The 14,735-nt window shown below is 66.9% G+C and carries 15 protein-coding genes; 9 read left to right on the plus strand and 6 right to left on the minus strand.

Annotated elements, in window-relative coordinates; genetic code table 11:
- Positions 1 to 70 precede the first annotated feature (70 nt).
- The 5 genes from RZA67_RS10625 to RZA67_RS10645 all read right to left on the minus strand — a co-directional run bounded on the left by RZA67_RS10625 (position 71) and on the right by RZA67_RS10645 (position 4,547).
- A complete protein-coding gene (locus RZA67_RS10625; protein ID WP_317212716.1) occupies positions 71 to 820 on the minus strand; it encodes a cytochrome c1 in 750 nt (249 codons plus the stop codon).
- The gene (locus RZA67_RS10630) at positions 813 to 2,096 is read right to left on the minus strand and encodes a cytochrome bc complex cytochrome b subunit (protein WP_317212717.1); all 1,284 of its coding nucleotides are present in this window, start codon (positions 2,094 to 2,096) and stop codon (positions 813 to 815) included. The genes RZA67_RS10625 and RZA67_RS10630 overlap by 8 nt, the downstream gene beginning before the upstream one ends.
- Positions 2,096 to 2,716, minus strand: a complete 621-nt coding sequence (gene petA, locus RZA67_RS10635) for a ubiquinol-cytochrome c reductase iron-sulfur subunit (protein WP_317212718.1) — start codon at positions 2,714 to 2,716, stop codon at positions 2,096 to 2,098. Before petA ends, RZA67_RS10630 begins: the two co-directional genes overlap by 1 nt.
- A gap of 163 nt (positions 2,717 to 2,879) precedes the next feature.
- On the minus strand, positions 2,880 to 3,815 hold the full coding sequence (locus tag RZA67_RS10640) for a lytic transglycosylase domain-containing protein (protein WP_317212719.1): 936 nt from the start codon (positions 3,813 to 3,815) through the stop codon (positions 2,880 to 2,882).
- A gap of 108 nt (positions 3,816 to 3,923) precedes the next feature.
- Complete coding sequence (locus tag RZA67_RS10645; RefSeq protein ID WP_317212720.1) at positions 3,924 to 4,547, minus strand: glutathione S-transferase family protein; 624 nt, start codon at positions 4,545 to 4,547, stop codon at positions 3,924 to 3,926.
- A gap of 75 nt (positions 4,548 to 4,622) precedes the next feature.
- On the opposite strand from RZA67_RS10645, the gene RZA67_RS10650 reads away from it, so the two are divergent.
- The 8 genes from RZA67_RS10650 (at position 4,623) to RZA67_RS10685 (ending at position 12,639) form a co-directional block, all read left to right on the plus strand.
- Positions 4,623 to 5,603, plus strand: a complete 981-nt coding sequence (locus RZA67_RS10650) for a WYL domain-containing protein (protein ID WP_317212721.1) — start codon at positions 4,623 to 4,625, stop codon at positions 5,601 to 5,603.
- Between the two features lie 70 nt (positions 5,604 to 5,673).
- Positions 5,674 to 7,104: a tRNA (N6-isopentenyl adenosine(37)-C2)-methylthiotransferase MiaB gene (miaB, locus tag RZA67_RS10655; protein WP_317212722.1), complete on the plus strand. Its 1,431-nt coding sequence runs from the start codon at positions 5,674 to 5,676 to the stop codon at positions 7,102 to 7,104.
- Between the two features lie 233 nt (positions 7,105 to 7,337).
- Positions 7,338 to 8,321, plus strand: a complete 984-nt coding sequence (locus RZA67_RS10660; RefSeq protein ID WP_317212723.1) for a PhoH family protein — start codon at positions 7,338 to 7,340, stop codon at positions 8,319 to 8,321.
- A gap of 53 nt (positions 8,322 to 8,374) precedes the next feature.
- Positions 8,375 to 8,860, plus strand: coding sequence for an rRNA maturation RNase YbeY (gene ybeY, locus RZA67_RS10665; protein WP_317212724.1), 486 nt, complete (start codon positions 8,375 to 8,377; stop codon positions 8,858 to 8,860).
- Positions 8,844 to 9,389, plus strand: a complete 546-nt coding sequence (locus RZA67_RS10670) for a hypothetical protein (RefSeq protein ID WP_317212725.1) — start codon at positions 8,844 to 8,846, stop codon at positions 9,387 to 9,389. Before ybeY ends, RZA67_RS10670 begins: the two co-directional genes overlap by 17 nt.
- 123 nt (positions 9,390 to 9,512) lie before the next feature.
- Positions 9,513 to 10,394, plus strand: a complete 882-nt coding sequence (locus RZA67_RS10675) for a transporter associated domain-containing protein (RefSeq protein ID WP_317212726.1) — start codon at positions 9,513 to 9,515, stop codon at positions 10,392 to 10,394.
- On the plus strand, positions 10,391 to 11,614 hold the full coding sequence (locus RZA67_RS10680; RefSeq protein ID WP_317212727.1) for a DUF4105 domain-containing protein: 1,224 nt from the start codon (positions 10,391 to 10,393) through the stop codon (positions 11,612 to 11,614). The genes RZA67_RS10675 and RZA67_RS10680 overlap by 4 nt, the downstream gene beginning before the upstream one ends.
- Before the next feature lie 20 nt (positions 11,615 to 11,634).
- Positions 11,635 to 12,639, plus strand: a complete 1,005-nt coding sequence (locus RZA67_RS10685; protein WP_317213982.1) for a magnesium and cobalt transport protein CorA — start codon at positions 11,635 to 11,637, stop codon at positions 12,637 to 12,639.
- 66 nt (positions 12,640 to 12,705) lie between these two features.
- Here the strand turns inward: RZA67_RS10685 and RZA67_RS10690 are convergent, their stop codons facing one another.
- On the minus strand, positions 12,706 to 14,070 hold the full coding sequence (locus RZA67_RS10690) for an NAD-dependent succinate-semialdehyde dehydrogenase (protein WP_317212728.1): 1,365 nt from the start codon (positions 14,068 to 14,070) through the stop codon (positions 12,706 to 12,708).
- Between the two features lie 214 nt (positions 14,071 to 14,284).
- Between RZA67_RS10690 and RZA67_RS10695 the strand changes: the two genes are divergently transcribed.
- Positions 14,285 to 14,710, plus strand: a complete 426-nt coding sequence (locus RZA67_RS10695) for a hypothetical protein (protein WP_317212729.1) — start codon at positions 14,285 to 14,287, stop codon at positions 14,708 to 14,710.
- The last annotated feature ends 25 nt before the right edge of the window (positions 14,711 to 14,735 follow it).

Raw genomic sequence — 14,735 nt, forward strand, 5'->3', positions numbered from 1 at the left:
GACACAGCCACGAGTGTGCAACCGACACTCACAAAAGCCAATAGGCCGAAGGGATGCCTGCGTGGACGGCTCAATGCACGTCCTTCCAGTATTCCTTCTTCAACAGGAAGACCAGGAAGGTCAGCAGGGCCAGGAACAGGATCACCCAGATGCCCAGCTTCTCGCGCTTCAGCGCGGCCGGCTCGCCGGCATATTCGAGGAAGTTGGTGATGTCGCGCACGGCCTGGTCAAACTGCCCCGCATCGACATTGCCCGGCGTACGCAGCTCCAGTCCCACCACCTTCGGATCGCCGCCCTCGGTTTCCGGCTTGCCCAGCACCGGATGCTGCAGGCCCTGCATCTCCCACAGCGGATTGGGCATGGAGACGTTGGGGAACAGCGCATTGTTCCAGCCCAGTGGCCGGCTGCTGTCCAGGTAGAAGGATTTGAGATAGGTGTACAACCAGTCGGTGCCGCGCACACGGGCGATCAGCGTCAGGTCCGGCGGCATCTTGCCGAACCACTTCTCCGCCTGATCGGCCGGCAGCGTGACCGGCACCGGATCCCCAACGGCGGCGCCGGTGAAGTTGAGGTTGTTCATCACCTCCTCCTCGCTCAGGCCCAGATCCTGCGCGATGCGCGAGTACCGCAGATACTTCAGCGCGTGGCAGCCGGAACAGTAGTTCATGTACAGCTGCGCGCCGCGTTGCAGCGAGGCGCGATCGCCCAGGTCGTTGCCTGCCTGCAGCAGGGTCGCACTACCCTCGGCCGCCACCGCCGTGCCGCTGCCCAGCAGCACAGCCGCCGCCAGGGTCCACCGCACCATCCAGCGCTTAATCATGGGTGCTCACCCTTTCCGGCACGGGTTTGGTCTTGTCCAGGCGGGTCCATACCGGCATGGTGATGAAGAACGCGAAGTACAGGAAGGTCAGTACCCGCCCGATATAGGTTTCGTGCACCGCCGTGCCCGGGCCCGAGCCGATCACACCGAGCCAGACAAAGCACACCGCCAGCATGCCCAGCATGACCCTGGATATCCAGCCTCGGTAGCGCACCGACTTGACCTTGGCGCGGTCCAGCCATGGCACCAGGAACAGGATGGCGATGGCCGAGAACATCACGATCACCCCGCCCAGCTTGTCAGGCACCACCCGCAGCATCGCGTAGTACGGCGTGTAGTACCACACCGGTTTGATGTGCTCGGGCGTCACCAGCCGATTGGCTTCGGTGAAGTTGTCGTGCTCCAGGAACAGGCCGCCAAAGCCGGGGGCGAAGAAGATGATGAAGGCAGCGATGATCAGCAGGAAGCCAGCACCCACCGCATCCTTGAGCGTGTAGTAAGGATGGAACGGGATGCCGTCGGCCGGGGCATGCGCCGACCAGCGGTTGCCCTTGGGCCCCTTCTTGATCTCCACCCCGTCAGGGTTGTTCGACCCCACTTCGTGCAGCGCGCCCAGATGCAGCACCACCAGCAGCAGCAGCACCAGCGGCAGCGCGATGACATGCAGGGCAAAGAACCGGTTCAAGGTCGCGTCGCTGGGCAGGTAGTCGCCCATGATCCACTCGGTCAGACCATTGCCGATCACCGGGATGGCACCGAACAGCGAGATGATCACCTTCGCGCCCCAGAACGACATCTGTCCCCATGGCAGGACGTAGCCCATGAAGGCCTCGGCCATCAGCACCAGGTAGATCAGCATGCCCAGGATCCACACCAGTTCGCGCGGCTTCTGGTAGCTGCCGTAGAGCAGCCCGCGGAACATGTGCAGGTAGACCACGATGAAGAACAGCGACGCACCGGTGGAGTGCATGTAGCGGATCAGCCAGCCCCACTCGACGTCGCGCATGATGTACTCGACCGAGGCGAACGCCTCGGCGGCGCTGGTCTTGTAGTGCATCGTCAGGAAGATGCCGGTGACGATCTGGTTGACCAGGATCAGCAGCGCCAGCGACCCGAAGTAATACCAGATGTTGAAGTTCTTCGGTGCGTAGTACTCGCTGACATGCTTGCGGTAGACCGGCATCAGGCCGGGGGCGCGCGCGTTGACCCAGTCGGCCAGCCCACTGGCGGTGCGCCCGATCAGGCCGCGGCGGGTTTCATCTGCGGAAGTCGCCATCAGACTGCCCCCTCCGGATCGACACCGATGATGATCGTGGCATCGTCCTGGTAATGGTGCGGCGGCACCAGCAGATTGGTCGGTGCCGGAACGTCATTGAACACGCGGCCGGCCATGTCAAAGCGCGACTTGTGGCAGGGGCAGAAGTACCCGCCCTTCCACTGCGCGTCATACGGTTCGGGGCGGATCTCGGCGACCATCTCCGGCGAACAGCCCAGATGCGTGCACAGCCCCACCAGCACCGAAACATCGGCCTTGATCGAGCGCAGCTCGGGGTTGTCCTTGAGCACGTACGCCGGCTGCTGGTCGGCCACCTTCGAGCCGGGATCCTTGAGGCGGTCATCCAGGCCGGGCAAGGCCTGGAGAATGGCCTTGGAACGCTTGACGATCCAGATCGGCTGGCCGCGCCACTCCAGAATCAGCCGCTGGCCTTCCTGCAGCGCGCTGATGTCAGCCACCACCGGCGCGCCGGCCAGCTTGGCCCGCGCACTCGGGTTCCAGGACTTGATGAAAGGAACAGCGACAAAACCGACACCTACGGCGCCCACCACAGCTGTGGTGGCGGAGAGAAAACGGCGGCGACCGCCGTTGACTGGATCATGAACCCCATCGTTGGCCATCCGGCTCTCCGATCTGATTAGGTAGCTTTGAGGCTGCCAGCGGTCCAGTGGGGGCCAGGCCGCTTTGAATCAGGGCCGAGTGTAGCGGAACACCGACGCGGCATACAACGCGGTAGGGCCGGCCCTTTGGCCGACCGCTGCAGCGTCCGGCCAGAAGCTGCCCTCAAGGGGCCAGCGCGCTGCGGTAGCGCTCGGCCAGCTGCCCCACACGCTGCACGTAATACCGGGTCTCGCTGTAGGGCGGCACCCCGCCGTGGCGTGCCACCGCGCCTTCGCCGGCGTTGTACCCCGCCGCGGCAAGGGTCAGGTCGCCGTTGAAACGTTTGAGCAGCCAGGACAGGTACTGCACCCCGCCGCGGATGTTCTGACCGGCATCGTAGGAGTCGGTTACGCCAAAGCGCGCAGCGGTCGGCGGCATCAGCTGCATCAGGCCCTGCGCCCCTGCGCGGCTGAGCGCGGTTGGGTTGTAGGCCGACTCGGCATGGATCACCGCGCGCACGATCGCCTCTTCCACCCCGAACTCGCGCGCGGCGGCCGCGATTTCCGCCTGGAACGAGGTGGTGTTGAGGCGTACCGCGCCAAAATTGACCCGCGGGGTGACGCCACAGGCAAAGCAACGCTCGATGTAGCTGTAGGCGATGGTGCGCACCGGCCCGGCACTGGCCACCTGGGTCGGCCGGCTGCTGGTGTAGTGGCGCACCCCGTCCTTCATGTACGAGTAGACCTGGCCACTGACCACCCGCCCCGCCTTGTTCTGTACCGGCGCGGTGGCGGCTGCGGCAGGGGCGACGAGCACGGTGGCAGCCGGGCTTTCCGACGCTGCACCCGAGGCGATCAGTGGCGAGGGGCTGGCGACGGGCGTTGGTGTCGGCGCCGGTACAGCCGAGCGCGTCGCAGCCGCAGGACGCGCTGTATCGCGCCGGTAACTGATGGTGCTGCACTGCGCGCCACTGACGCGTTTGCTCACGTAACTGGGCACGCCATCGGCGCCGACGCACTTGTACAGTGTGCCGGCACTGGCCGGCGCAGCCGCCAGCGCAGCGATGATGATCGCCGTCGCAGCGATGATGATCGCCGTGGTCCCCAGTCTCCCCTTCATGGGCGCGAGTGTCCCAGCTTCACGCACCGTTGCCAAGATGGGCGCCGCGACCAACGCGCCTGACCGGGCGCAACCGTGCAGTCTGGAGCAGAAGCCGGCGCCGCCGCCCTACCCGGCCGCCAGCAGCGCCGCATCCACCTGCCCGCTGCGCTGCATGGCCGGATGCGCCTGCATCCGCGCGGCAAACGCGGCGGTGGCCGGGCCCGGCTGGATCAGTCCGAACTGGATCATCCAGCCCAATGCACTGCCCCACAGAAAATCCAGCGCACAGAGCCGCGCCCCCAGAAAATACGGCCCCTCGGCCAGCTGCTGCTCGACAGTGGCAAGCACGGTTGCCGCGTCCGCATATGGGCTCATGCTCCGCGGCGCGGGCTCGCGCTTGAGGGCCAGATCGGTCAACGCCGGTTCGAAGCAGGCCCCGTAGAACGCCATCCAGCGCAGAAACGGACCGCGCGCCGGGTCGCCCGGCATCGGCGCCAGCCCGGCCTGCGCAAAGCGTTCGGCCAGGTACGGATAGATGGCAGTCTGTTCGGTCACCAGCACACCCTGGTCGACGATGGCCGGCACCTTGCCCATCGGGTTGACCGCCAGATACGCCGGTGTCAGGTTGTCGCCCGCGCGCAGGTCGATCCGCTCGATGCGGTAATCGGCCTGCAGCGCCTCAAGCAAGGCCACCACACCGCTGGAGCGGGAGTGGGCGGCGTGGTACAGGGTGATCGGCGAGGCGTTCATCGTGACTCCTGACTGGAAAGAGCCGGCAGGATGCGCCAGCATCGCGGACGGAAACTGTCCTCGACAAGGCACGTCATGCGTCACACCGCCCAGCGCCTGTTGCGACTGATCAGCCTGCTGCAGGCACGCCGTCACTGGTCGGGGGCCGAGCTGGCCGAGCGCATGCAGGTGGACCGGCGCAGCATCCGCCGCGATATCGAGCGCCTGCGCGAACTGGGCTATCCGGTGCACGCCAGCGCGGGGGTCGGCGGCGGCTACCAGATGGGAGCGGGCGCGCCGGTGCTGCCACTGCTGCTGGACGAGGATGAGGCCACCACACTGGCCCTTGCCCTGCGCGCGGCGGCGTCTTCGGTGGCGGGTCTGGACGAACGGGCCGACAGCCTGCTGGCCAAGCTCGACCCGCTGGTGCCCCGCCGGCGCCGGCAGGAGGCCGGCCAGATCCACGCGGCCACCGCCACGGTCATCGACCGCGCCGCACTCGACGGTCACCTGCTCGGCCAGCTGGCACAGTACTGTCGGCAGACCGCGCGGCTGCGGCTGGATTACCGCAGCGCCGATGGCACACCGAGCCGGCGTACGCTGGAGGCCCAGCACCTGGTCAACTGTGGCCAACGCTGGTACCTGTTGGCCTGGGACCTGGGCCGGGAGGCCTGGCGCACCCTGCGCGTGGACCGTATCTGCACCGTGCAGGCCAGCGGCAGCGGTCGACGACGCGCGCCCCCGGCGCCGCCGCAGGTGATGGTGCAGCAGGCTGTGAGCCAGTCGCCGTTTCCGCTGCAGGCGGTGCTGCGGCTGGCCGGAAACCTTGCCAACCTGCAGCGTCAGGTGCCGTACTGGTGCGGCGTGCTGGAAGCCGAAGGTCCCGACCATTGCCTGCTGCGGCTGGGCGCGGACACTCCCGGCCTGCTGCTGTCATTGATCCTCAGCGTGGACCAGCCGCTGCTGGACTGCTGGACCACCCCGCCGGCGCTGCGCGCCGCGCTGATGCAACGCCTGCAGCAGGTTGGCGATGCGCTCGGGCCTGAGCCGGCCACACCAGCGCCCGGCCCGGGATGAGGCCGACGTAGGCGGGCCGCGAAACAGGTAGACTTGCCGGCTTTCCCGCCACCCGACTGGATTAAGCGCCATGACCGGGACGCCCGACGTCTTCCCTCCCGCCCCCGCAGGTGACACCACGGTCGTCGCCCTGCCTGCCGCGCCGACCCGCCCTGCGCAGGTTCGCGGCAAGCTGTACATCAAGACCCACGGTTGTCAGATGAACGAGTACGACTCGGCCAAGATGGCCGATGTGCTCGCCGCCAGCGACGGGCTGGAGCTGACCGACGACCCCGCCGAGGCCGATGTCATCCTGGTCAATACCTGCTCGATCCGCGAGAAGGCCCAGGAGAAGGTCTTCAGCCAGCTTGGCCACTTCAAGGCACTGAAAAACCAGGGGCGTGAGGTGATCATCGGCGTCGGCGGCTGTGTGGCGTCGCAGGAAGGCGAAGCGATCGTCAAACGCGCGCCGCATGTCGACCTGGTGTTCGGGCCGCAGACCCTGCACCGCCTGCCGGAACTGATCCGCGCGCGGCGCGAATCCAAACGGCCGCAGGTGGACATCAGCTTCCCGGAGATCGAGAAGTTCGACCGCATGCCCGAACCGCGTGCCGACGGTGCGTCGGCCTTCGTCTCGATCATGGAAGGCTGCTCGAAGTACTGCTCGTTCTGCGTGGTGCCCTATACCCGCGGTACCGAGGTCAGCCGTCCGTTCGAGGACGTGGTGGTCGAGGTGGGCCAGCTGGCGGCGCAGGGCGTGCGGGAAATCAACCTGCTCGGGCAGAACGTCAACGCCTACCGTGGGCCGTATGGCGAGGACGGGCAGATCCAGCATGCCGACCTGGGCCTGCTCATCCGCACCATCGCCGAGATCGACGGTGTGGACCGGATCCGCTTCACCACCTCGCACCCGCTGGAATTCAGCGACTCGCTCATCGACGCGTTCCGCGACGTGCCGCAGCTGGCCAACTTCCTGCATCTGCCGGTGCAGGCCGGCAGCGACCGCATCCTCTCGGCGATGAAGCGCGGCTACACGGCGCTGGAGTTCAAGTCGAAGATCCGCAAGCTGCGTGCAGTGCGTCCGGACATCTCGATCAGCTCGGATTTCATCGTCGGTTTCCCCGGCGAAACCGACGCCGACTTTGAAAAAACCATGAAGCTGATCGAGGACGTGGGCTTCGATCACAGCTTCTCCTTCATCTATTCGCGCCGCCCCGGCACCCCGGCGGCCGACCTGGAAGACACGCTCGACGATGCGCAGAAGCACGCGCGGCTGTCGCGCCTGCAGGCGCGCATCAACGAACAGGCTGCCGCGATCTCGCAGAAGATGGTCGGCACTGTGCAGCGTGTGCTGGTGGAAGGTCCCTCGCGCCGCAACCCCAACGAATTGACCGGCAAGACCGAGAACATGCGCTCGGTGAACTTTGCGGCGCCGGCACGCCTGGTCGGCCAGTTCGTCGATGTGGAGATCACCGAAGCGTTGGCCAATTCGCTGCGCGGACGTGTGCGCGTCGACGACTGAGCGGCGCAGCACCCGTGTGCGGCAACAGGCGGGTTGACGGTTTTTTCACCACCCTGTCATCAACCTTGTGCCACAAGCGTTGTACGACGCTATCCACAGGTTCGTCAGGGCCCGGTCCACATCGAATGTGGAAAACCGCGTTGCCGCCCCGCGCTGTCGACACCCGCTTCAGCGCGCTACCCTTGTCACCTCACCGCCGCACCGGGCTGGCGGTCTGCATCCGGTTTTACGCAATGAAAGACATCCAGTACCGAGACTTCACCCTTTCGCCCGAAGACACCGAGCAGCTGGCCAATCTCAGTGGGCCCTTCGATGGGCACCTGCGTCAGATCGAGCTCAAGCTGGGCGTGGAAATCGCCAACCGCGGCTTCGTGTTCCGCATCAGCGGGCCGGCCGAAGCCGCTGCCGAAGCGCAGAAGCTGATCGAAGCACTGTACGCCGAAGCGGCCGAGACGACCTTCGACAACCATGCCATCCACCTGCGCCTGAGCGCGGCCAATGTCGAGCACATCGCCGAGCGGGCCTATGAGGCACAGGACGTGGCGATCAAGGTCAAGCGTGGCACGGTGCGCGGCCGTGGCGCCAACCAGGCCCGCTACCTGCACCAGATCACCACCCACGACATCAACTTCGGCATCGGCCCGGCCGGCACCGGCAAGACCTTCCTGGCCGTGGCCAGCGCCGTGGAAGCATTGAACGAAGCGCGCGTGCAGCGCCTGATCCTGGTGCGCCCGGCGGTGGAAGCCGGCGAGAAGCTGGGCTTCCTGCCCGGTGACCTGAGCCAGAAGGTCGACCCCTACCTGCGCCCGCTGTACGACGCCCTGTATGAAATGCTCGGCGTTGAGAAAGTGGTCAAGCTGCTGGAAAAGAACGTCATCGAGATCGCGCCACTGGCCTACATGCGCGGGCGCACCCTCAACGATGCGTTCGTGATTCTCGATGAAGCGCAGAACACCACCATCGAGCAGATGAAGATGTTCCTGACCCGCCTGGGCTTCGGCTCCACCGCCGTGGTGACCGGCGACCTGACCCAGACCGACCTGCCCAAGCACGTGAAGTCGGGACTGCGCGATGCCATCGAGGTGCTGCGCGGCGTGGAAGGGGTCAGCTTCAGCTTCTTCGAAGCCCGCGATGTGGTCCGTCACCCGCTGGTGGCCCGTATCGTCAACGCCTACGACCGCCGCGATCTGCAGCAGGTCAAGCCGGGCGCCGAGTGATCGCGCCCGCCGCCTGTCATACTTCGCCTGCCCCCTGAACCACCGGATCTGCCATGACCAAAGGCCCCACCCGTCTTGATGTTGCTGTCAGCTATGCGCTGCCCCGCGCCGGGCTGCCGGCGGCGGTCAGTTTCCGCCGCTGGGTGGCGGCGGCGCTGAAGGGGCGCATCCGCGAGGCCGACCTGGCGATCCGCCTGGTCGACAGCAAGGAAGGCCAGTCGTTGAACCGCCACTACCGCGGCAAGGACTACGCCACCAACGTGCTCAGCTTTCCGGCCGAGCTGCCGGAAGGTCTGCCCAAGGGCGTCAAGTTTCCGCTGCTGGGCGACCTGGTGATCTGTGCACCGGTGGTCGAGCGCGAGGCGCAGGAACAGTCCAAGCCGCTCAGCGCGCACTATGCGCACCTGACCGTACACGGCGTGCTGCACCTGCTCGGCTGGGACCACGAGGACGACAAGGAAGCCGAGGCCATGGAACAACTGGAGCGCGAGATCCTGGCCGAGCTCGGCATCGCCGACCCGTATGCCGGCGAGCGCTGAGGGCCGCAGGCGGCTGACAGGCCTGCTGCTGGGCGGACTGCTGGCCGCACCGGTCACGGTTGCGGCCGCCACGCCGGATATCGCTGCGCTGATCCAGTGCCGTCAGGGCGTGGCCGAGCACGCCGCCTTCAGCGCCGCGCTCGCCGACCCGTTGCGCGCCGTGAGCCTGGGGTTGGAGCCGCTGGCGCAGCAGAACCGCTTCATGAGCGAGTACCGGCTGGCCCGGCCGATCACCGTGTTCGGCCAGCGCAGCGAGCGCATTGCCCTGGCGGGCGCAAGCGTGATGGCCGTGCTCGACCTGGCCGATCCCCGGCCGCTGGCGCGCGAGCTGGCGCTGGAGGTCGGCTTTGACGAGGGCGGCAAGTTCATGGCCGGTCGCGAGCTGGTCAGCCGTGATGTCACCGACCCGACCACGGGCGAGGCCCAGATCGAGTCGGTCATCCTCAGCGCGTCCACCGTCAACAGCCACCCCGGCCAGACCCTGGCCGGCTGCACCTACAGCCTCGACCTGCCCGAGATGACGCAATGAAAGAGGCTGCGCCCAGCGCCTGTATGGTCGCCTCGCAACCGCGCCGCCGGTGCGCGCGAAGAGCGCCTTCATCCTGCTAGACTGCCGGCAACGCCCGGGCTTCCGGGTGCCTATCCAATCGAGATGTCAGAAGACGACAGTACCAGCTCCTCCCAGGAGCACAGCGAAAAAAAGCGCAGCTGGCTTGAACGCCTGACCTCTGCGTTCTCCGGCGAACCGCATACCCGTGACGAACTGGTGGCCGTGCTGCATACGGCCCACGAAGACGGGCTGGTTGCCGCTGACACCCTGCGCATGATGGAGGGGGCCATTTCGGTGGCCGAGCTCACCGTCGGCGACGTGATGATCTCGCGCTCGCAGATGGTCTCCCTGCCCGTGGAAGCACCGTTTCTGGAGCTGATGGCCCAGGTGGTCGAGTCCGGCCACTCCCGCTTCCCGGTGCATGGCGACAACAAGGACGACATCCTCGGCATCCTGCTGGCCAAGGACCTGCTGCGCGGCGTGGTCGCCGATACCGGCCTGGCCAACGTGCGCGAGCTGCTGCGTCCGGCGGTGCTGATTCCCGAGGCGAAGAAGCTCAATGTGCTGCTGAAGGAGTTCCGCCTGTCGCGCAACCACATGGCCATCGTGGTCGATGAGTACGGCGGCGTTGCCGGCCTGGTCACCATCGAGGACGTGCTGGAGCAGATCGTCGGCGAGATCGACGACGAGCACGACGAGGCCGAGGACCCGGCCTCGCAGATCGCGATCCAGTCCGACGGCCAGTATGTGGTCGATGCGCTCACGCCGATCGGCGATTTCAACGAGCGGTTCGGCGCCAGCTTCCCCGATGATGATTACGACACCATCGGCGGACTGGTCACCGAGGCCATCGGGCACCTGCCCGAAGTGGGCGATGAACTGGCACTGGACCGTTTCCTGTTCCGCGTTGCGCGTGCCGATGCGCGCCGGGTGCAGGCGTTCCATGTGACCGTGCTGCCGCCGGACGAGCAGGACGCCGCTTGAAGCGCAGCACCGGACACCTGATCAGCCTGCTGCTGACGCTGTTGCTGGCCTGCGCTCTGCCGTGGCCGGCAGGTGCGCAGGCGCCTGCATCCATGCCCGGTGATGCACCGCGCGTGGGCGTGTTGACGATGCAGCCGGGCACGGTGTTCTTCGAGCGCTTCGGCCACGATGCACTGGTGGTCGTCGACCCGGCCACCGGTGCCGCCACGTCGTACAACTTCGGCTACTTCGACCCGGAGGAGCCGGACTTTGTGTCGCGCTTCGCGCGCGGCGAGATGATGTATTACCTGGTCGCCCTGCCGCTGCAGGATGACCTGGCCTACTACCAGCAGGAAGGTCGCGGCGCACAGATCCAGTGGCTCGACCTGCCTGCACCGCAGGCGCGGGCACTGGCCGATGATCTGGCCGAACGCAGCCGACCGGAAAACGCGCGCTACCGCTACGACTACTACACCGCCAACTGCGCCACGATGGTCCGCGACACCCTGGACAAGGCCATGGGCGGCAGCCTGCACGCGCAGCTGTCAGGTCGCTCGCGGGGCAACACCTACCGCAGTGAATCGGTACGCCTGGCCTCGCCCGCGCCCTGGATGTGGCTGGGCTTCGACCTGGGCCTCGGGCCGTTCGCCGACCAGCCGCTGTCACGCTGGCAGGAGGCCTTCGTGCCGATGCGGCTGGCCGCCGCGCTGGACCAGGTGACCAACAGCGAAGGACGCCCGCTGGTGCAGTCACGGCAGCAGCTGCTGCCGCACCGTCTGGCTGCCGAACCCGATGAGCAGGCGCGGCGCTGGTGGCCGTGGCTGCTGCTGGGCCTGGCACTGGGCACGGCCGTCCTGCTGCTGCGCCAGCGGCCGCGCCTGCTGGCCGCCCTGGCGCTGCCGTTGTGGGTGCTGTGCAGCATCGGCGGCGGCGTGCTGCTGTATCTGTGGGGCCTGACCGACCACCACGCGGCGTGGGCCAACCGCAACCTGCTGCAGGTCTCGCCGCTGTGCCTGTTGCTGCTGCCCGGGGCCACCGCGCTGCTGCGCCGGCGGTCGGCAGGTCGGCTGTTCTGCGTGATGCTGTGGGTCGTAGCCGCTGCCTCGCTGGCCGGTCTGGTGCTGCATTGGCTCAGCCTGCAGGCACAGGTCAACCTGCAGTGGATCGTCCTGCTGCTGCCGGTGCATGCCGCGCTGGCGTGGACGCTGGGTCGCACACGCTTGCCGCAACCGCTGCGCTGACGCACGATGGGGGCATGTCGATGCCTGCCCCCGTTCCTGCCTCCACCGCCAACCCGGCGTGCGTCATCAACTGTGTGCACTACGATGATCAGGGGCGACGCCATGACATCGCGCTGAATTCGATCAGCGAGGTCCTGGCCAGCCATGATGGCTTTGTCTGGGTCGGCCTGTACGACCCTGACGAGCGCGTGCTGCTGAAGCTGCAGGAAGAGTTCGCCCTGCATGACCTGGCCATCGAGGATGCGCGCAACGCGCACCAGCGGCCCAAGGTCGAAGCCTACGGCAACACTTTGTTCGTGGTGATGACCACCGCGCAGATGGTCAACGAACGCATCCAGTACGGCGAGACCCACGCGTTTCTCGGCCCGCGTTTTCTGGTGACCGTGCGTCACGGCGCCTCGCTGTCGTATGCACCGGTACGCACCCGGGTGGAACGTGAGCCACAGCTGCTGACCATGGGCCCGTCGTACAGCCTGTATGCCGTGCTGGACTTCGTGGTCGACAACTACCTGCCGATCATCCAGCGCTACCGCGACACACTGGACCTGCTGGAGAAGGACATCTTCGCCGACAGCTACAAGCGCAGCACGGTGGTGCACCTGTACGAGCTCAAGCGCGAACTGAACAAGATGCGCATGGCAGTGGCGCCGCTGCAGGACGTGCTGGCACAACTGCGGCGTTACCAAGGCGAGCTGATTCCGGATGAAGTCAAGCTCTACGTGCGCGATGTGCACGATCATGCGGTACGCATCAGCGATGCCATCGACACGCTGCGCGAGATGCTGGGCACGGCGCTGAGCGTGAATCTCTCGCTGGTCACGCTGGCGCAGGGAGAAACCGTCAAGCGGCTGGGTGCGTGGGCGGCGCTGTTGGCCGCCCCCACCCTGATCACCAGCTGGTATGGCATGAACTTCACTCACATGCCCGAGCTGGATCAGCCCTGGTCGTATCCGGCGGTGATCATCGGCGTCGGCGCCGTGTGCGTCGGGCTGTACCGCCTGTTCAAGCGGGTCCGCTGGCTGTAGCGCCGGCTGCTGCATCATGCCGGCCCATTGGCCGGCATGTTCCCGGAGAACCGCGGCGGCCGGGCGTCAGGCCACGTAGACGGTCTTGATGTTCATGAACTCGCGGATGCCGTGTTCGGCCAGCTCGCGGCCGAAGCCGGACTGCTTGCTGCCGCCGAACGGCAGACGCACATCACTCTTGACGATCGCATTGACGAAAGCGGCGCCACATTCCATGTTCTGGGCAAATGCCTCACCCCGCGCCGCGTCGGCCGTCCACACGCTGCCACCCAGCCCAAAGCGCGTGTCGTTGGCCACGCGCAGCGCCTCGGCCTCATCCTTGACGCGGATGACCGAGGCCACCGGCCCGAACAGCTCCTCATCGTAGGCCGGCATGCCCGGCTGGACCCGGTCGAGCACGGTGGCCGCGTAGCCGGCATGACTGCCGGCCACCGGCTCGCCACCCAGCAGCACTTTGGCTCCCTTGGCAACACTGTCGGTGACCTGCTTGTGCAGTTCGTCACGCAGGTCGGCGCGGGCCATCGGTGCCAAGGTGGTGGCGTCCTGCTGCGGGTCGCCGTAGACGCGCTTGGCAGCGGCCTGGACGAAGCGTTCGGTGAACGCATCGGCGATGGCGTCCACGACGATGAAACGCTTGGCGGCGATGCAGGTCTGCCCCGCGTTGTCGAAGCGCGACTTCACCGCCGCCTCCACCGCCTTGTCCAGGTCGGCGTCGTCGAGCACAACGAAGGCATCGCTGCCGCCCAGTTCCATCACCGACTTTTTCAGCTGGTCGCCGGCATTGGCGGCCAGCGAACGCCCTGCCCGCTCGCTGCCGGTCAGGGTCACGGCTTTGACGCGGTCATCGCGCAGCACCTCAGCGGCCTGGTCGTTGTCGATGTGCAGCACATCGAACACGCCGGTCGGCAGCCCCGCCTCCCGCACCACCTTCAGGATCAGGTCGGCACACTGCGGCACGTTGCTGGCGTGCTTGAGCAGCACCACGTTGCCGGCCATGAAGGCCGGGGCGAGGAAGCGGAACACCTGCCACACCGGGAAGTTCCACGGCATCACCGCGAACACGCAGCCAATCGGCTCGAAGCGCACGTAGCTGCGCTGGGCCTCGGTCTGGATTACTTCAGGGGCGAGGTAGTCGGCCGCTTTGCCTGCATAGAACTCACAGGCCTGCGCGCATTTGTCCACCTCGGCCAGCGCCTCGCCCTTGAGCTTGCCCATTTCGCTGGTCATCGCCTGCTGCAGGTCGCTGGCATGCGCCCGCAGAGCGGAGGCCACCTGGCGCAGCAGGTCGCCGCGCTGCTGCAGTGGCAGCGCCGCCCAGTCCGGGAACGCAGCTGCGGCCGCCTGCAGCCGCTGCTCCACCTCAGCGGTGTCCATCAGTTCATGGCGGTAGGTCACCTGGCCGTTGGCCGGGTTGATGATCTCGACGGTCATTGCGGTTCTCCATCAGACAGGCACCCAGTGTGAACCCGGCGCCGTGAGCCGGGTGTTGCCGTAATCGGCGGCTGGCGCGTGCAGCACGCGACACACTGTCCTGTCTGTCGTGCCGTCTGTCGCTGGCCCGGCGCAGATGACTCTTACCGCGCCGCTGCCCGCCGCTCACAGTGGCGCTGCGGGCGCCCATGCCCGCAGGCCCTGGAGACACCCGATGAAGATCGCTGCCCCCCTGACCCTTGCTGTGACTGCCGCGTTGCTGGCCTGTCCATCGCTGGCGACCGCAGCGGACACCACGCGCCTGCGCTTTCCCGGCGTCAACCGCACGCTTGACGTCGATCTGGACAACCGGAGCTACGAGCTGCGCTTTGCCGCCGACGGCCGCACGATGACCTTCAAGGGCACGCGTGGCGACTCGATCGGCGACCAGGCCACGGTGCAGTACCAGGCGCAGGAGATCGCGCCCAACGTGTGGCGCCTGACCTGGCTGCGCGACGGCCGGACCGCGGTGGTGCACACCGAGAACTGGCTGACCCGGAAGGTGTACGTCAATGCCAGCTGGATCGTCACCGATCAGGGCAGAAGCCAGCTGATGTTCGAAGGCAGCCAGGGCACGTTCCGCCTGCGTGGGTCCTACTGACCCTGGGTGCCGCCGGGCAACGCCC

Source organism: Stenotrophomonas sp. C3(2023) (assembly GCF_032911385.1).
Classification (GTDB): domain Bacteria; phylum Pseudomonadota; class Gammaproteobacteria; order Xanthomonadales; family Xanthomonadaceae; genus Stenotrophomonas.